This is a genomic window from Chitinophaga polysaccharea, from assembly GCF_902150045.1.
In the GTDB taxonomy this organism is placed as follows: Bacteria; Bacteroidota; Bacteroidia; order Chitinophagales; family Chitinophagaceae; genus Chitinophaga; species Chitinophaga polysaccharea_A.
In genome coordinates this window covers 2,106,026-2,124,406 of sequence record NZ_CABFVU010000001.1, presented here as the reverse complement: position 1 = coordinate 2,124,406, position 18,381 = coordinate 2,106,026, and the positions used below count along the sequence as shown (strand labels likewise).

The following is an 18,381-nucleotide window of genomic DNA, read 5'->3' as shown; positions in this document are numbered from 1 at the left end:
AGTCCCTTCTATTTGATGTTTTAAATTTCAGATCTACTTTTATTTAAGAAATTTAAAAATCAAACGCTATGAAGAAAGTATCTTTTCAGGACTATCTCCCCTTCATTTTCCTTGCGCTTATCGCAATAGTTGGGATTTTTATGCCCTCCCTCCCAAGTTTTGCTGACGCCAGCAAATATAATTCCGCTGATATCGCCTGGATTCTTGTAGCATCATCCCTGGTATTTTTGATGACTCCCGGTTTATCCTTCTTTTACGGAGGCATGGTAAATAAGAAGAATGTTATTTCTACCATGATGCAAAGTTTTATTGCTACGGGTTTAATCAGCATTGTTTGGTTGGTAGTTGGGTTCAGCCTGGCGTTTGGTAAATCTCATAATGGTCTTATTGGAGATCCCGGTACATTTTTTATGTTTCAAAATGTAGGGTCAGGAGCCCCCTGGAGCCTGGCCCCCACTATTCCGCTGTTACTGTTTGCACTCTTCCAGATGAAGTTTGCGATCATTACCCCTGCACTGGTGGTAGGAGCAGTGGCCGGAAGGATCCGTTTCACTTCATATGTATTGTTCATGGTGTTGTTCAGCATACTGGTGTATGCACCTATTGCACACTGGACCTGGCATCCCGATGGCATCCTGTTTAAATTAGGCGTACTTGATTTTGCCGGTGGTACTGTGGTACATATTTCTGCGGGTTGCGCTGCACTGGCCGGAGCCCTGGTACTGAAAAGAAGAAAAGATCATATCGAGAAGAAAGAATTACAGCCTGCAAACATTCCATTTGTATTACTGGGCACCGGTTTACTGTGGTTTGGCTGGTTCGGTTTCAACGCAGGTTCTGCTTTGAGCGCCAACGCTCTTGCTGCTTCAGCCTTTGCTACTACTAACACAGCTACTGCTGCTGCCGGTTTATCATGGGTGTTTTTTGATGTGATCCGCGGAAGGAAACCATCTGCACTCGGTTTCTGCATCGGTGCGGTAGTTGGCCTGGTAGCCATTACACCTGCAGCTGGTTTTGTTGCTATCCCACAAAGTATATTCATTGGTTTCATTGCCGCTATCATTTCCAATATCGCTGTACACTGGAAATCCAAAACCAGCATTGATGATACACTCGATGTATTCCCTTGCCACGGTTTAGGTGGTATGGTAGGTATGCTGCTCACAGGTATCTTTGCTACCAAAGCAGTAAATTCAGCAGGTACAGATGGTTGGTTCTATGGCAACTTCGACCTGTTCAAGAACCAGGTACTGGGCCTGTTACTGGTAGTAGGTTACAGCTTCATCGTATCTTTTGGCATCTTCAAGCTCATCAACCTGATCCACCCGCTGCGTGTATCTGAAGAAGAAGAAGAGCTGGGTCTGGATGTTACACAACACAACGAAAACTATCATCCTTCTATGATCAGCATATCCGATAACGGTTCACTGAAAGAAGAAGACGAACTGGTTCACTCCTGAAACATTACACCCTTTGCTGGTGTAGAACAAGAGTTACAGTTCTTTGAGTACGATATTTATCAACTTTATTAAACGCATATACTTTACGTTGTAAGAACCTGGAATGGATAATTGGTAGTTAGAACTTGCTGTAAATAAGTGAAACTCGCACCAATCATTAATTACTGATTATCCATTCCTTCTATTTCTGTAGTAGCATCAGAAACAGTAGCACGCACCCCCCGAAAGAATCCGTGAGAAAAGGCCGCATTACTTACCATTTTATCAACCAAATTTATAAGTATGAAAAGAATGTTAACGACCTTGCTTGCCATGGGCAGCACTCTGGTTGCCATGTCACAAACCACGACAGATAGTACATCTGCACCCGCTTTTAAATTATCAGGATCTGCAGATGTGTATTATAAATACAATCTCAACGGAAATTATACTGATAATAAAACCAGCTTTACCAATTCTCATAATTCATTTGAACTGGGAATGGTATCACTGAAAGTAGAACACGGATTTAAGAATGGTAGCATCGTAGCCGACCTGGGTTTTGGAAAGAGGGCCGGTGAATTTTCCTACAACGATGTACCCGGTTCCGCCAACGGCCTTTCTATGGCGATCAAACAATTGTATGTTTCTTACCAGGTAGTTGAAAAAGTAAAGGTGAGTCTTGGTAGCTTTGCCACACATGTGGGCTATGAACTGGTAGACGCTTATGCCAATAAAAACTATAGCATGAGCTATATGTTTAGTTATGGTCCTTTCTTCAATACCGGTGTAAAGGCAGATATTGCGCTCACTTCCTCTTTAAGCGCTATGGTAGGCGTTTTTAACCCAACTGATCTGAAGTCAGTAACCCTTAACAGCCACAAATATATTGGCGCTCAGCTGGGTTTCGCACCGGCAGAAACGCCCATTAAATTATACCTGAACTATCTCGAGGGAAAAGATACATTCGGCATCCAGAACCACCAGGTAGACCTGGTAGCTACTTACCAGTTCAATACTGTATTCGGCCTGGGCTATAATGCTACCTACAGCACCTATTCTGATACGCGTGCTCCCAAAAGTACCCGCGAAAATATGAAATGGTGGGGTAATGCCCTGTATGTGAACCTTGATTTCACAGAGAAGCTGGGCTTAACCCTTCGTGGTGAATATTTCAGTGATAAAGACGGACTTAAAGTTTTTGGAGCCGTTCCCGATGGCGGTAATGTAGTAGCTGGTACACTTACCTTTAATTATAAGGTAGGAAACCTAACTATAATGCCGGAGTTCAGGGTAGATAAGGCTTCTGCAGATATTTTCAGCAAGTCGGATGGAAAACCTGCTGATATAACATCCAATGTTTTATTAGCCGCCACCTACCACTTCTAAAAGTTGCATTCACTCAGGTGCAGGAATTTGCTATGGAAAGAAACCCTCTTCCGGCAAGTATCCTGCACCTGTTTTTTATGACCAGGGAAAATGACCCTTCAAAATTCCCCAAACCATAAATGATTTGTATTATCTTGCTGGCAAAAAGAAGTAATGCTGCAGCCGTCCACGTTAAAATTCCTAAAGTCGCTCAGGCTGAATAATGACAAAGTCTGGTTCGACGAACACAAAACCGAATACCTGTCCGCCAAGGCCGATTTTGAAAGCATAGTACAACAGCTTATAGATGGGTTGGCAAGACAGGATGCCACCATGCAGGGGCTACAGGTAAAAGACTGCGTTTTTCGCATTTATAAGGATATCAGATTCTCAAAAGATAAAACGCCTTATAAAACCAATCTCGGCGCTTCCTTTCAGGCAGGTGGCAAGAAATCCACACTCGCAGGGTATTATTTTCACCTGGAACCCGGAGGTAACAGTTTTGCGGGCGGCGGCATCTGGATGCCGGCAGCGCCCGAACTGAAAAAACTCCGCCAGGAAATCGACTATAATTTCCGTGAATTTGAACAAATTATTTCCAATAAAGAATTTATTAAACATTTCGGGAAGGTAGAGGGCGATGCATTGAAAACAGCGCCACAGGGATATTTGCCAGATAACCCGGCTATTGCGTATCTGAAGCTGAAAAGCGTGATCGTGTCGCATCCCCTAACGGATGAAGCATGTACACAGCCTGCCATGGTAAAGGAAATACTGAAAACATTTGCGCTGATGCAACCACTGTTGCAATTCATTAACCGCGCCATGGATTGATACCACCGGTAGTTTATTAGTTTATCAGATAATTAACCTGCTTTAATAGTCGCCTGTTACTAACATATAGATAGCGCTTGCAAACAATAGTAAGAAAAAGATACCGCAGATAATACCCAGTATCCAAACCAATATATAGGCAAATGGTTCTTTATTTTCTCCCGGGAACTTCATTTCGCTTAACTATCTGATAAACTAATAAATACTTATCCGGTTTACCCGGGTCAATTCTTGTGAATCAGGAATTCAAACGGCCGTGCTTTGCGGTTCTTTAATAGATTTTCCTTGTCAGTGCGCGCCTGAGCAAAACGTTGATTGTAAACATTGGCCACCTCAATAATAGGTATAATTCCGTCAAGCGTATCCTGCTGATCAACGATGTTCATGATCCTGGATACCTGTGAAGAGAAATTAGTGCTCCACTCTTCGGTGAACTTGTGCATTAACAAAAGCTCTCGATTGGTGTTGGTTTTCATAGGACTTAAGGGTGTTTTCTGATTAGAAAATAACGAAAAATACCGGCATCTCTAAAATTGGACTCCTCTTCTCTTTCAAAGAGATTAGTTGGCATAGGATTATTATTACCAAAATTGAATTTTATCCCGCACAAATCAATACTACTTCCGTGTAATTTTTAGGCTTTGCGTGTTATGATTTTGTAAAACACGTAAAAAAGAGCAAGCGGTAAATTGCTTGCTCTTAACGAGTTATAGATATGTCTTCGTATAGTCATATACGGGAGGCGCCATTAAATGTGATATAGCACCTTAATTACATAGCACAACAGTATGATTACAGCCAGTTTTTGCCGCTGAGGTATTCTGCTATCTGTACTGCATTAGTAGCTGCTCCTTTGCGAAGATTATCTGCCACTATCCACATATTCACTGTTTTAGGCTGTGTTTCATCCCTGCGGATACGGCCTACAAACACTTCGTCTTTATCATGCGCATCCTTCGGCATAGGGTATAAAGCTTTCGATGGGTCGTCTACAACTATTACCCCCGGCGTTCTTTCAAGTAAAGCCCTCAGTTCCGCCACATCGTATTCATTTTCAAACTCTATATTCACCGATTCACTATGCCCTCCCATTACCGGAATACGTACAGTCGTAGCCGTTACCAGGATGCTGTCGTCTCTCATGATCTTTTTTGTTTCATTCACCATCTTCATTTCTTCTTTCGTATAGCCGTTATCGAGAAACACGTCTATCTGCGGAATAACATTCAGATCTATCGGATAAGCATATGCCATTTCGCCGGTTACTCCCTTTCTTTCATTCATCAGTTGAGTTACCGCCTTTACACCGGTACCGGTTACCGATTGATAGGTAGACACCACTACCCTTTTGATTTTATATTTTTCATGCAGAGGCTTCAGGACCAGTACCATCTGGATGGTAGAACAGTTAGGATTGGCAATAATTTTATCTTCCTGTGTAATAGCATCGCCATTTACTTCAGGAACTACCAGTTTCTTGGTAGGATCCATTCTCCATGCACTGGAGTTATCAATAACTGTAATACCCGCTGCTGCAAACTTGGGGGCCCACTCCAGGGAAGTGCCGCCGCCGGCAGAAAAGATAGCTACATTTGGTTGCATGGAAATTGCTGTATCGGCACTCACCACCTTCCAGGTCTTACCCTTAAATGTTACTTCCTTACCAACAGACTTCTCAGAAGCCACGGGAATCAATTCTGTAACGGGAAAGTTTCTTTCCGTTAACACCTGTAACATTTTTGAGCCTACCAGTCCGGTCGCTCCAACTACGGCAACTTTCATTTTGTTTTACATTTTTAATTTTGGAAGCCCAAAATTAACATATAGCCCCCGCTTTTCATAACATTAAGAATTTTTTTTGCCGTTTACATGGCATTAACATCCGGTAACCGGTTGGGCGTTAAGTTTGAAAACGATAAATTATTGTTTATGCGGTTAACCCTTGTTTGTTCCTTCCTGTTGCTGCTGTTTACCGCCGGTTTTGCACAAAAACCGGCTATTTATGATGTAGTGATTCACGAAATAATGCCCAAACCTTCTCCCGTACTGGGATTGCCGCCATATGAATACATAGAGCTGCGGAATATCAGCAGTGAGCCGGTACAGTTGAGCAGCTGGCGGCTTGCCGTGAATAAGAGGGAAGTATTGCTGCCCGCAGTTTTGCTGCAGCCGGACAGTTTGCTGCTGCTCTGCGCCACTGCAGCAGTGAACAGCTATAACATTTCCAATATCATGGGAATAGACCGTTTCCCCGCAGTGGCAGACGACAGCGCGCTGATTGTTTTATATGATGCCTCCCGGAGAGTTATACATACCGTAGATTATCACCAGGGATGGTATGCAGGTGGAAAGGCCGGCAAAGGCGGAACCAGCCTGGAAATGATCAACACGGCTTTCCCATGCAGCGGTAAGGCGAACTGGATGGCCAGCACAGCCCCTGCAGGCGGTACGCCTGGTATTGCCAACGCCGCTGCGGCCAATACCATTGATCCCGGTAAGCCAGATCTCCTGTTTGCCGCGCTGGCAGACAGTATACATATATTGCTGCAATTCAGCCGTACGCTGGATAGCATAGCTGCGGCAGATCCTGCGCATTACCAGCTGAATGGCGGCATACAGGTTATTACATGCCGGGTGCTGCCTCCGCTGTTTAACAGCGTGGAACTAAAGCTGGGAGCCGCTATACAGCCGCAGGAAATATATACTGTCAGTGCCACGGGGTTGCCAGACTGTAATGGCGCCATCAGTAATATGTATAACAGCGTTACGCTTGGCGTACCTCAACTCCCTGTGGTAAACGATGTGTTGATTAATGAGGTACTGTTTTACCCACCAACAGGCATTCCTGAATTTATTGAACTGTACAATGCCAGCCACAAAGCGGTGAACCTGGATGAGCTGCGGCTTTGCGCCCGTAATGCTGTTGGCAGATTGGGTGTTTTTAAAAAGATGGGCACCGGTGGCCGTCTGCTGATGCCAGGACAGCTGCTGGCACTTACCACAGATAAGGAACTGCTTTGCGGATACTACAATTGCCGGTCACCGGAAAATATCCAGGAAATAAGCAGTCTGCCTTCTATGTCGCTGGGAGGAGGAGACGTGGTGCTGCTACGTGCAGATAGCATGGTGATTGATGAACTGCCATATAGCAGCGGTCAACATTTCCCACTGGCCAGTGAACTGCAGGGTATTTCGCTGGAGCGGTTGCAGTACGGGCTGCCCGCATCTGATGGCGCCAACTGGCACTCCGCTGCCGCTACTGCCGGATATGCCACTCCCGGATCGCTGAACTCACAGCGCGGGGAGGATGCCGGCGATTCGCTGAATATTGCAGTATTACCAGAGGTCTTCTCCCCTGATCATGATGGAACAGACGATATAACGAAACTCTCCTGGCGCCTGCCCGGCCCGGGTTTCATTGGGAACGTCACTGTATACGACCTGCAGGGGAAACAGGTGAAGTACCTTGCGCGTAATATGTTGATGGGAAATACCGGATCTTTGTCCTGGGACGGAATTGGAGAAAATGCAGTAGTTTTACCGCCAGGGATTTATATATTTTTTATAGAGATATTTAATCTTCAGGGATTCGTGAAACGCCTGAAACGCACGGTGGTCATGGCACGAAAGTTGAACTGACGCATGCCCCCGTTGCCGGCTTTTTACAAGCTAAAAATAGCCGTGGGCAATCTATTATAATTACTTTATATTTGCGCTTCCTAAAAATTTGAACATGCAGTACAGAGAAATTGTTGCAGTAACCGGATTGGGCGGTTTGTTTCAGTTAGTAGCCAGTAAACAAGATGGCGCCATCGTAAGGTCACTGGAAGATAAAAGTACAAGGTTTGTATCTTCCCGCGTGCATAATTTTACTCCACTGGAAAGTATTGAAGTATTCACTACCGGCGAAAACGTAAACCTGGCTGAAGTATTTAAGGCCATGGACGAAAAAGCAGCGGCACACCCGCCTGTAGCAGGTAAAGCAGACAACAATGCTATCAAAGCTTATTTCAAAAGCGTATTCCCTGAATTTGATGAAGACAGAGTGTATGTGAGTGATATGAAGAAGATGGTAAAATGGTTTGGTATCCTCAAAGCAAACGATCTGTTGAAATTTGACGAGATCCTCGCCGAAGGTGAAGGTGAAGTGGAAGAAGTGGCAGTAGAAGAAACCGCTGCTCCGGAGAAAAAGAAGAAAGCAGCGCCTGCAGCTACTGAAGAAGCAGCTACAGAAGAAAAGCCTAAGAAGCCCCGCGCTAAAAAGGCTGCTGAAAAAGAAGAAGGCGAAACAGGCGCTGAAGAAAAAGCACCCAAAAAAGCCAAAGCAAAGAAAGATGACGCACCGGCCGCAGAAGGTGAAGAACCTAAAAAAGCTGCCAAGCCACGCAAGAAGAAAACAGAAGAATAGTAAGGACCAGGAGTGCCTGGTGATGAAAGCAATCACCACCAGCCGGCAAGATATTTCAGGCTTCTATTTACAGCGCACATTGCCTGTAAATAGAAGCCTGAATCGTTTACTAACAAGACAAACGCTATGCCCACAGGGCGTAAACCGGTTAAGGGAAAAGAGCCGGCCGAAACTTGATATTCCCTATATTTAACGATTCTTTTAGCCGGAAACACCGGGCATTCCCTCAAAAATGCCTAAATTTCTACATCCGAAAATTTAAAAAATAACAGATAGCATGGATAAATTAAGTGCAGATATAAAGAAACTACCGCGTACATTTCTCCCGGAAGATTTTAAAGTAACTACCTGGGATACCCTGCAGCCCTACTTTGAAGCCCTGAAGGAAAGAAAGATCAATAACGTACAGGAGCTGGAAAAATGGCTCAAAGATATGAGCGAACTGGAAGCAGTTATCAGCGAAGATGCCTGCTGGCGGCAGATCCGTATGACCTGTGATATTACCGATAAATCACTTGAAGAAGCCTTCGCTTACTTCTGTATGGAAATTCAGCCCAAACTGCAACCCTATGCAGATGCGCTCAACAAAAAGCTGCTGGATAGCCCGTTTGTAAAAGAACTGGATCAGGATCTGTATAAAACCTATCTCCGCAATGTTCAGAAACAAGTGAAACTGTTCCGGGAGGAAAACATCCCAATCCAGGCGGAGCTGAGCGTGATGGCGCAGCAGTACGGCGTTATTGCAGGTAAAATGACCATCAGGGTAAATGACCAGGAATATACCCTGCAACAGGCTGCCAAATTCCTGGAGAACAGCGACCGTTCCCTGCGGGAAGAAGTGTTTACCAAAACCGCAGCCCGCCGTCTGGAAGACCGGAAAGCACTGGACGACCTGTATACCGGGCTGATCTTGAAGCGCGACCAGGTAGCAAAGAATGCCGGCTTCGCCAATTACCGCGATTATAAGTTTGAAGAACTGGGCCGCTTCGATTACACGAAGGAAGATGCCTTCCAGTTTCATGAAGCTATCAAAGCACATATTGTTCCACTGGTACAACAGATCCTGGAAAAACAAAAAGCCAAACTGCAGCTGGATACATTGCGCCCATGGGATACGGAAGCAGAACCGGTTGGTGTAAAGCCACTGGAGCCATTCCACACAGGAGAAGAGCTGGTAAATAAAGCCATCGCTACTTTTGATGAACTAGGCCCCTTCTTCGGAGATTGCCTGCGGGTGATGAAGAAAATGGGCCGCTTTGATCTGGAAAGCCGTAACGGTAAAGCACCGGGCGGTTACAACTGCCCGCTGGCGGAAACGGGCGTGCCTTTCATTTTTATGAATGCAGCCGGACAAATGAAAGACCTTACCACTATGGTACATGAAGGCGGTCATGCTGTACACTCATTCCTCAGTCACCACCTGGCGCTCAGCGCCTTCAAGGAATATCCTATGGAGATAGCCGAGGTGGCCAGCATGAGCATGGAATTGTTTACGATGGACTCCTGGAACATTTTCTTTGACGACGAAACGCAGCTGCGCCGTGCACGTTTGCAACAGCTGGAAAGAGCCATCACTATATTCCCCTGGATTGCCACTATCGATAAATTCCAGCACTGGATTTATGAGCACCCGCAACACAGCACAGAAGAGCGTACCGCCAAATGGCTGGAAATACTGGGAGAGTTCTCCCCTGCTGTGGTAAACTGGAGCGGTCATGAAGAGTACCGCGCCATCACCTGGCAGAAACAGCTGCACCTGTTTGAAGTTCCTTTCTATTATATAGAGTATGGAATCGCGCAACTGGGCGCTATTGCCATGTGGAAGCAGTTTAAGGAAAACAAAACACAGGCGCTCAATAACTACGTACAGGCATTAAGTTTAGGTAACACTAAAACATTGCCCGAGTTATATAAAGCTGCAGGAATAAAATTTGATTTTTCTCCGGCCTATGTAAAGGAACTGGCCGATTTCGTGAAAGCGGAAATAGAGAAGTTATAGTAAGGATGCCTTTGTTGATGCTACGCTCCGGCAGCATTAACAAAGGCATTTTTTTATTTGCAGGATTTACATACCCCACTTACCACCACTTCCACATTATGGGCAGCATAACCTTTGGGAAGCTGTATCTGCGGCACATCTGTTTCATCTAAACAAATGGTATTGCCACATTCCTCACACTTGAAATGAATATGATGATCGTGGTGATGATGCTCCGAACATTCTGATTTACATAAAGCATAACGTACGGATGTATCTGTAGTTGGTATTTTATGAATGATCCCTTTATCAAGGAACGTTTGTAACGTGCGGTATACGGTTACACGGTCGAACGACTGGCCAGCCAGTTTCTCAAAATCGCTGTGTTCCAGCGCACCGTTGCTTTTCATAAACAGTTCCAGGATCTTCGTCCGGGTTTCTGTTACACTCAGCTTGCTTTCACGCAGTATGCCGGCTATTCGTTCTGTTATTTGTTGTTTGGTGCCCATGATGAAAAAACTTTATTCTTCCATTAAACGGTCTATGTCTTCAATCAATTTATTAACATCCTGGTTTTTGGTGCCTTCATACAAACCGCGGATCTGTCCTGTTTTATCTACCAGGGCAAACCATTGTGTATGTACAAAATCTTCTTCCCCGGTATATACGCCGTCATCTACCAGGTAAGCCTGCCTGGCCATGCGGTAAAGTTGTTTTTTATCGCCGGTAAGGAACCACCAGTTTTTTGAATCGGCTTCATGTTTGGCGGCATATGCTTTTAATACGGGTACGCTGTCGTGGTCCGGGTCTACCGTATGGGAAAGGATCAGGAAGTTGGGATTGTTTTTATACTTCGCATATACTTTGTCCATATTGGCATTCATCTTCGGACAAATACCGGTGCAGGTGGTAAAAAAGAACTCCGCTACATAAATTTTGCCATCAACATCCGCTTTCGCTTTGGTGTGGCCGTCCTGGTCAGTAAAGGAAAATCCTGGAACAGTGTGTCCCGGCGCCCCAAGAACAGGCAGTTTATCTTTTCCAAAGAAGGTGCCCGTTTCACCTTTAATAACATAACCGGCATAGCCCAGAAAACCCGCGCTCAGCACCACAAAAAACGAAATCAGTATAATTGCTTTCTTCGACATAGGTATAATCCCCTGTTTTATTCAATACACAAAGGTAGCACATAGTTAACAGATGCCCATCAGTGCTACCCATCTGTTACTTTTTTAACACGAATGCAACATTTTACAGTTGAAAAAATAAATTATCTAAAGAAATCAGTTATTTTATTTTGCAACATTGTTGCAAATTTACGTAGTTTTGTCCGGATAGAAAAACGGGAACATGGAAGGGAATATTTTAAAGAAGATGAGTTTGGACACCATTGGAATCGGTGCCTCTTTATTATGTGCAGTGCATTGCGCCTTACTTCCCCTGATGCTCACGGTATTACCATTGGTGGGATCGCATGTACTGGAAAATGAAAAACTGGAGTACGGCCTGTTGTCGTTTTCCTTTGGAATAGGCTGCTGGTCGCTGGGCCGGGGATATTTCCGGCAGCACCGCCGGATAACGCCGCTGCTGATCTTTGCTGCGGGGTTTGCCCTGTTGCTGGGCGGACACTTTGGTTTTGCCGGTGGTTTCTGGGAGCCGGTTATCATTTTTGCCGGTGCGGCAGGGGTAACGGGAGCGCATATATTAAACCTGCAGCGTTGCCGGCAATGTAATGTGGGGAAAAAGAATAAAGCCGCTGATCAAAGGTTTGTAAACAGCAAAACATACCTATAGCAATATAACTTATCACATATGGAAAAATTACCTGTTACGGTGCTGAGTGGATTTCTCGGCGCGGGGAAGACCACTTTGCTTAATCACGTACTGCATAACCGCGAAAATCTTCGTGTAGCCGTTATTGTTAACGATATGAGTGAGGTGAATATCGATGCGCAACTGGTGAAGAATGAAAATACCTTACATAAAACGGAAGAGCGACTGGTGGAAATGAGCAATGGCTGTATTTGCTGCACCTTGCGGGAAGATCTCCTGAAGGAAGTAGCAGCACTGGCTGCAGAGAAAAGGTTTGATTACCTGTTGATAGAATCCACCGGCATTTCAGAGCCCATACCGGTAGCCCAAACCTTCTGCTACCAGGATGAAATTAACAATGTGGACCTCACTAAGGTAAGCCAGCTTGATACCATGGTAACAGTTGTGGATGCCTATAATTTTATCCGGGATTTCAACAGTACGTCGCTGCTGCAAGACAAAGGCTTAACTGACGACGCAGCCGACCGGCGCACTATTGTAAACCTGTTGACAGACCAGGTGGAATTTGCCAACGTAATCGTACTGAATAAATGCGATCTTGTAACGGAAGACCAGCTGGGTAACCTGAAAGCAGTGTTGCGTAAATTAAATGCCACGGCCAGGATCGTGGAAAGCATTAAAGGCCGGGTGCCACTGAAAGAAATATTGCATACGGGTCTTTTTGATTTTGACACTACCTCGCAAAGCGCCGGCTGGCAGGCCGAACTGGAGCATGAGCACACCCCTGAAACAGAGGAATATGGTATGTCCTCCTTTGTATACCGGAGCCGTAAACCTTTTCACCCCGAGCGCTTCTGGCAATATATCAATGGGCGCTGGCCAGGCAATATAATCCGCAGTAAAGGACTGTTCTGGCTGGCCTCCCGGCCTGATATAGCAGTGAACTGGAGCCAGGCGGGCGGATCGCTGCGTGCAGAAAAGGCTGGTTACTGGTGGTGCGCTATCCCCCGTAAGCAATGGCAGATGGATCCTGAAACTTATGAGCTTATCATCGGCCGCTGGGACACCCGGTTTGCCGACCGGTATAATGAGCTGGTAATCATCGGGCAAGAGCTCGATTCTCATGATATCATCATCGACCTCGACAGCTGCCTGTGTACCGAATCTGAAATCAAAAGTTTCCAGAATGGTCATCTTTTTAAAGATCCTTTTCCTGAAATTTAGATTAACCTAAAAAATAATTAAGACGGGTATAAAAATAGAAGATAGTTTTGTAAAAAAATTGGAAGTGTAATCCATTGTTACTATCCGTGAAAACGCTGTGCTAAGATTAAAACCTACATTACTTATACGCATGAAACAACTATCTACTTTACTATTCTTATTACTATTATCTGTAGCTAACGCATATGCCCAGCAAGGCATGGTGAAAGGTGCTGTTGTCAACAAAGACGGAAAACCTGTACAGTTTGCCAATATTGCCATCCCCGCACTGCATACCGGCGCTGCTGCCGATCAGCAGGGGCTTTTCAGCATTAAAAATATCGCCCCGGGCACTTACGATATTAAAATATCAATGGTAGGATACCAAACGGTTAAGCTGAAAAAACAAATTACAGCAGGGCAAACAACTGCATTGAATATCACGCTGGAAGAAGACCTGTCTAAACTGGAAGAAGTGGTAGTGACCGGTGTTTCCCGCGCTACCGCCGTCCGGAAAAATCCTATACCCATTGCCGTTATCGGTAAGCGGGAAATGAATATGAATGTAAACAATAACATCATCGACGCTATCATTAAAGGAGTACCGGGTGTGAGTGCAGTAACCACCGGTCCCAATATTTCCAAACCATTTATCCGCGGGCTTGGCTACAATCGCGTGCTTACCTTGTTTGACGGCGTAAGGCAGGAAGGACAGCAATGGGGCGATGAGCATGGCATTGAAATAGACCAATACGGAATTTCCAGGGCAGAGGTGGTGAAGGGGCCTGCCAGTCTTACCTACGGCTCAGACGCCCTGGCCGGGGTCATTAATATGATCCCCGATATCCCTGATCTAACACCAGGTAAATTACAGGGTAGTTTCCTGACAGATTACCACAGCAATAATGGAATGATAGGCTCCTCGCTGGGGCTGGCTTACAGGCAAAATGACTGGAAGTATGTATTTCGTGGCACAGCAAAAGCTGCGCACAACTACCGCAACAGCGTGGATGGATTTGTATATGGCACTGCTTTCAGGGAGTATAACCTGACTGCCCTGGCAAGGGTGGATAAATCATGGGGATATTCCCAGTTTGGTGCTACACTCTATGATAATACCCAGGAAATTCCGGATGGGAGCCGGGATTCCCTGACCCGGAAATTTACGAAGCAGGTGAAGGAAGAGGATGATATAAAAGATCGTCCACTGGTGCCGGACAATGAGCTGCGTACTTATACCATTAACCCGTTGCATCAGCATATACAGCATTACAGGGTGTATAACCGTTCAAAATGGAACCTGGGAGCCGGCGATATTAATACAATGATAGGCCTGCAACAAAGCATCCGCCGGGAGTATAATCACCCGGAAATGCCCGCGCAGCCGGGACTATACGTGGTGCTGAACACCCTGAACTATGATGTGCGTTATAACCTGCCTGTTTTAAATGGCCTGGAAACAACTGTTGGGACAAATGGAATGTACCAGCAGAACAGGAGTAAGAATGGGACCGATTTTCCTATCCCGGATTATAACCTGTTTGATATAGGCGGGTTTATTTTTGCCAGGAAATCTTTTGGTAAGGTAGATGTATCCGGTGGTATCCGTTACGACAACCGCTCTATTCGCTGGAACGATTTCTATGTAGGACCCAATAAGGAAAATGGATTTGAGCGGCATGTCCAGTTACCGGATACGGCGGGAGCACATCTGCAATTCCCTTCTTTCAGCAACCGGTATACCGGTATTTCCGGTAGCCTGGGAGCTACCTGGAACATCAGCGAGCGGGTGTTGGTGAAAGCCAACATTGCAAGAGGCTACCGTGCGCCGAATATCACAGAGATCGGCTCCAATGGTCTTGATCCGGGAGCGCATATCGTATACCTTGGTAACCGCGGATTTAAACCGGAGTTCAGTTTACAGGAAGACATAGGCCTGCAGGCCTGGCTACCGGATGCAGATATCAGCCTCGAATTGTTTAATAATAATATTGAGAATTATATCTACCAGGCAAGACTATACGATGATGCCGGCAACCCGGTGGTAATAGTACCGGGGAACGCTACTTATAAGTACCAGCAATCGGCCGCGAGGCTGTTTGGAGCAGAAGTGAGTGTGAACCTTCACCCGAGAGCTATTGCCTGGCTTACCATGAATAACAGTATGGCCTATACACAGGGCCGTAACCGCAATATGGAACTGATCAGTAAGTATGGGGACGAGGCGCGTTATCTGCCGTTTATACCGCCTACGCATATACGCAGTGAGCTGAAAGCTGCCACACAACGTAATTATGGCATATTTACAAAGGCATATGCCCGCGTGGAGGCGGATATTTTTGCCGGTCAGCCTCACTTTTACGGAGTAGACGATACTGAAACATTTACACCTGGCTATACCCTTTTCAATATTGGCGCCGGTACCGGGATTCTTAACAAGAAAGGAAGAACGGTTTGTGAAATATTCCTGCAACTCGACAATGTGGCTAATGTAGCCTACCAGGCCAATATGAACCGGTTGAAATATTTTGAATACTACAGCTCCTCTCCTAACGGACGGCTGGGCATTTATAATATGGGAAGAAATTTCAGTGCAAAAGTGATTGTTCCTTTTTAGGGCAGGATTACCAGAGTTTGAGCCCCATTTTAATACCTATCTGGAGACTGGGCAATACGCTTACCATTTTCCCATCGTTAAGGGATACTTTGTCTTCGTCAAAATGATAGGTATTATATTTATAGATCTTACTCCGGATGCCTACACCGATAAACGGATCAAGAATGAAGCGGTCTTTTTTGAATTGCCGGCCTACCAGCAGCTGTAAACCTATTACAGTTTTATCTCCGGAGTTGGTATATGTAACGTTCCCGACAGTATTATCTTCGTTAGGATAGAAAACTTTTTTAACGAATACTACAGGTTCAAAATAGGTACCGGCCGCACGGGAGGGCGACATTTCCTGTGAAATAAGGTACAGGCGGGCGCCAACCCGGAAGCCGAGGCCCCGGCCATCTACAAACTGCTCTGTACTGATGTCCGGTTTCTTTTGACCGATGTCAATTTTTTTTGCCAGCACATAATCCGGGTAATCGGTATAAATACCACTGATACCAAACTCAAGACTGAATTTGTCAGTTATTTCCTGTTCCAGGTAAATATCGAGTTCATTGATTAAGGTGGTGGGATTTACTTTGAGAAAGGTGTTTTTACCCAGTTGTTTCTTACCGTCCTGAGCGAAGGACGATAAAATAAACGAACAGGATAACCATATTAACAGTAGTGTCTTTTTCATACAGTTGTAAGGGTTAGACTGGCTTAAGAACCTCCATCCAGGCTTATATCAGCCTTCAGAACCGGTCAATAATCGTTCCACAATTACCGGAAACCACTGATGTTCCAGTGCCTGAACTTTGCGTGCTACGGACTCGGGGGTATCTTCCGGTGTAACGATAATACGTTCCTGCAGGATCGTTTCGCCATCATCATATTTTTCATTTACGAAGTGGATGGTGATGCCGCTTTCTTTTTCCCCTGCTGCTATTACGGCTTCATGCACAAAATGGCCGTACATACCTTTCCCGCCGAATTTTGGCAACAGGGCCGGGTGTATATTGATAATGCGGTTAGGAAAGGCCTGTACCAGGTTGGCAGGGATTTTCCATAAAAAGCCTGCCAGCACTACCAGGTCGATCTGCCGTTCCTTTAATAACAGGATGTATTTATCTGAATGGAAAAAGGCTTCCTTTTCGATTAGTATGGTAGCAATGCCTTCGCGTTCGGCTATCTGTAAAACACCTGCCCCGGGTTTGTTGCACACAATAACAGTAACCCTGGCCTTATCTGAATGTCTGAAATGATCTATAATTTTCTGCGCGTTGCTTCCTGCACCCGATGCGAATATGGCAATATTTTTCAAAATCTCCTGCTATTTAAGTAGGATACAAAAATAGATAATTTAACAGGTATTTGGGAGAATGAATATCAACATACCCGGAGCCCGCCCCGGACAGGGATCGGGGTGGGATAGGACATACTGTAGCCATACATAAAGGGTGGACTTGATGCGCTTATGAGGAGGATTTGAACAGGAGACGACCTGGTATTGAGGTGGACTTGATCCGTCTTGTGCTTGTTGCTGATTTGTTCCGGGGGAAACCCGTTCTGATCTGGCCTGTATGCAGGATCTGATCCACCCTGTCCTTATTTAAGATATTCGCCGCAGCCCTGGTATGTTTTGTCTTTTACCTGTACCTGTACGCTGTTGGGTTTCATCAGGCCGCTCATATCATCGGCGCAAATAGTGTTCCGGATACTTATCGTGATACCGGGAGTGGTATATACCTTTAAGGTGTCTGTATTGGGATTGGGCCGGGGCAATGACGCCTCAAGGCTATCGCCGTTAATGTTGTTGAAACGTATTTTTTTATTATCCAGGTCAAGAGACCAGCCGGGTTCGTTACCATTGGCGGTGAACCGGATACCGGCTTTTGATTTATCTGCCAGGAGTTGCCTGCGGTCGCCGCCTTCCACTGGTTTGAGGATATAGCTACCGGCCAGTACGCCTTCAATGCGTTTGCCTTTAGTGTCGAGCAGGAGGAGTTTCCCTTCAGATGCCAGGAAGGAGCTGCTGTCTGTTTTTTTCAGGATCATTACCGTAGAGTCGGAGGTTTGCTTCCAGGTGCCAGTTTCCACGGAAGCTATGCCCTGGCCTCTTCCCTGGTAGGCCACCAGTTCGCTGAAGGTATGATCGTTAAACAGGCTGATCTGGTAGTCCATACCGGGGCAGTCTGCACAGGGAAGGGTACCCTGGTAGGTGCCGGTGACAACCGTGGGGGTACCTATGGCTGTTGCCGTAGTTTGCGCCGTGCTGTCGTTCCGGGAGGAGGAGGTATTATTATTACAGGCCAGAAAGGCGGTGAGCAGAACGGGTATGAGCATTTTTTTCATGGGATCGTTTTTTTAGTGGCAGATTGAACATTCTGGTCTGCCGGTAGGTTATTAAGGTAAAAATACAACTCTCACAGGAAATTAACTGTGCTGACAGATAATATATTATATTGTGTGTGAAGGGATATAGGGGACCACTATTTGATTTTCATCTGCATATATTATAATTATATCCCTGCAAACCTTGCCCCACGTTATGATGTAGACGTGCGCCCACAAAGGAATTAAACTTTCAATCAAAATAATAAGTTCTGAAAGGAAATATCAGGTGAAGTGTTCAAATAGGCCATCAGTGAGACTTTTGGCTTAATTGTCGCTAAAAAAACGGAATAAAAACAGCACGCTATAAGACAATAATTTTTTTTAATTGTTGGTAAATTGTCAACATTCTGTCTTATTTTTGCTGGCACTTTTAAGAAACTTTAGGTCA

At 45.4% G+C, this 18,381-nt stretch carries 16 protein-coding genes; 9 read left to right on the top strand and 7 right to left on the bottom strand.

Annotation, left to right across the window (positions count from 1 at the left end; translation table 11 throughout):
- Positions 1-68: 68 nt before the first annotated feature.
- The 3 genes from FN124_RS08625 (at position 69) to FN124_RS08615 (ending at position 3,641) form a co-directional block, all read left to right on the top strand.
- Positions 69-1,460, top strand: coding sequence for an ammonium transporter (locus tag FN124_RS08625; protein ID WP_142684336.1), 1,392 nt, complete (start codon positions 69-71; stop codon positions 1,458-1,460).
- 282 nt (positions 1,461-1,742) lie between these two features.
- Positions 1,743-2,828, top strand: coding sequence for a porin (locus FN124_RS08620; RefSeq protein WP_142684334.1), 1,086 nt, complete (start codon positions 1,743-1,745; stop codon positions 2,826-2,828).
- Positions 2,829-2,981: 153 nt separating this feature from the next.
- On the top strand, positions 2,982-3,641 hold the full coding sequence (locus tag FN124_RS08615; RefSeq protein WP_142684333.1) for a DUF2461 domain-containing protein: 660 nt from the start codon (positions 2,982-2,984) through the stop codon (positions 3,639-3,641).
- Positions 3,642-3,865: 224 nt separating this feature from the next.
- Here the strand turns inward: FN124_RS08615 and FN124_RS08610 are convergent, their stop codons facing one another.
- On the bottom strand, positions 3,866-4,117 hold the full coding sequence (locus tag FN124_RS08610; RefSeq protein WP_142684331.1) for a hypothetical protein: 252 nt from the start codon (positions 4,115-4,117) through the stop codon (positions 3,866-3,868).
- A gap of 316 nt (positions 4,118-4,433) precedes the next feature.
- Positions 4,434-5,423 carry an aspartate-semialdehyde dehydrogenase gene (locus tag FN124_RS08605; protein WP_142684329.1) on the bottom strand — a complete coding sequence of 330 codons (990 nt, stop codon included), beginning with the start codon at positions 5,421-5,423 and terminating at the stop codon, positions 4,434-4,436.
- An 87-nt stretch (positions 5,424-5,510) separates the two neighbouring features.
- Between FN124_RS08605 and FN124_RS08600 the strand changes: the two genes are divergently transcribed.
- The 3 genes from FN124_RS08600 to FN124_RS08590 all read left to right on the top strand — a co-directional run bounded on the left by FN124_RS08600 (position 5,511) and on the right by FN124_RS08590 (position 10,048).
- Positions 5,511-7,280, top strand: a complete 1,770-nt coding sequence (locus tag FN124_RS08600) for a lamin tail domain-containing protein (protein WP_142684327.1) — start codon at positions 5,511-5,513, stop codon at positions 7,278-7,280.
- A 94-nt stretch (positions 7,281-7,374) separates the two neighbouring features.
- Positions 7,375-8,049, top strand: a complete 675-nt coding sequence (locus FN124_RS08595; protein ID WP_142684326.1) for a DUF5606 family protein — start codon at positions 7,375-7,377, stop codon at positions 8,047-8,049.
- A 277-nt stretch (positions 8,050-8,326) separates the two neighbouring features.
- Positions 8,327-10,048 (top strand): M3 family oligoendopeptidase, encoded by a 1,722-nt coding sequence (locus FN124_RS08590; RefSeq protein ID WP_142684324.1) that lies wholly within the window; start codon positions 8,327-8,329, stop codon positions 10,046-10,048.
- Positions 10,049-10,101: 53 nt separating this feature from the next.
- Here the strand turns inward: FN124_RS08590 and FN124_RS08585 are convergent, their stop codons facing one another.
- Together FN124_RS08585 and FN124_RS08580 are read right to left on the bottom strand one after the other, a co-directional pair.
- Complete coding sequence (locus tag FN124_RS08585; RefSeq protein WP_142684322.1) at positions 10,102-10,536, bottom strand: Fur family transcriptional regulator; 435 nt, start codon at positions 10,534-10,536, stop codon at positions 10,102-10,104.
- Between the two features lie 12 nt (positions 10,537-10,548).
- Positions 10,549-11,175, bottom strand: coding sequence for an SCO family protein (locus tag FN124_RS08580; RefSeq protein WP_142684320.1), 627 nt, complete (start codon positions 11,173-11,175; stop codon positions 10,549-10,551).
- 202 nt (positions 11,176-11,377) lie between these two features.
- On the opposite strand from FN124_RS08580, the gene FN124_RS08575 reads away from it, so the two are divergent.
- The 3 genes from FN124_RS08575 to FN124_RS08565 all read left to right on the top strand — a co-directional run bounded on the left by FN124_RS08575 (position 11,378) and on the right by FN124_RS08565 (position 15,620).
- Positions 11,378-11,821: a MerC domain-containing protein gene (locus tag FN124_RS08575; RefSeq protein WP_142684319.1), complete on the top strand. Its 444-nt coding sequence runs from the start codon at positions 11,378-11,380 to the stop codon at positions 11,819-11,821.
- 18 nt (positions 11,822-11,839) lie between these two features.
- On the top strand, positions 11,840-13,024 hold the full coding sequence (locus tag FN124_RS08570) for a GTP-binding protein (RefSeq protein ID WP_142684318.1): 1,185 nt from the start codon (positions 11,840-11,842) through the stop codon (positions 13,022-13,024).
- Between the two features lie 130 nt (positions 13,025-13,154).
- Positions 13,155-15,620: a TonB-dependent receptor gene (locus FN124_RS08565; protein WP_142684317.1), complete on the top strand. Its 2,466-nt coding sequence runs from the start codon at positions 13,155-13,157 to the stop codon at positions 15,618-15,620.
- Positions 15,621-15,627: 7 nt separating this feature from the next.
- Here the strand turns inward: FN124_RS08565 and FN124_RS08560 are convergent, their stop codons facing one another.
- The 3 genes from FN124_RS08560 to FN124_RS08550 all read right to left on the bottom strand — a co-directional run bounded on the left by FN124_RS08560 (position 15,628) and on the right by FN124_RS08550 (position 17,951).
- Positions 15,628-16,296: a hypothetical protein gene (locus FN124_RS08560; RefSeq protein WP_142684316.1), complete on the bottom strand. Its 669-nt coding sequence runs from the start codon at positions 16,294-16,296 to the stop codon at positions 15,628-15,630.
- 48 nt (positions 16,297-16,344) lie between these two features.
- The gene (purN, locus tag FN124_RS08555; RefSeq protein ID WP_142684315.1) at positions 16,345-16,920 is read right to left on the bottom strand and encodes a phosphoribosylglycinamide formyltransferase; all 576 of its coding nucleotides are present in this window, start codon (positions 16,918-16,920) and stop codon (positions 16,345-16,347) included.
- Positions 16,921-17,204: 284 nt separating this feature from the next.
- A complete protein-coding gene (locus FN124_RS08550) occupies positions 17,205-17,951 on the bottom strand; it encodes a copper resistance protein NlpE N-terminal domain-containing protein (protein ID WP_142684314.1) in 747 nt (248 codons plus the stop codon).
- Positions 17,952-18,381: the final 430 nt, after the last annotated feature.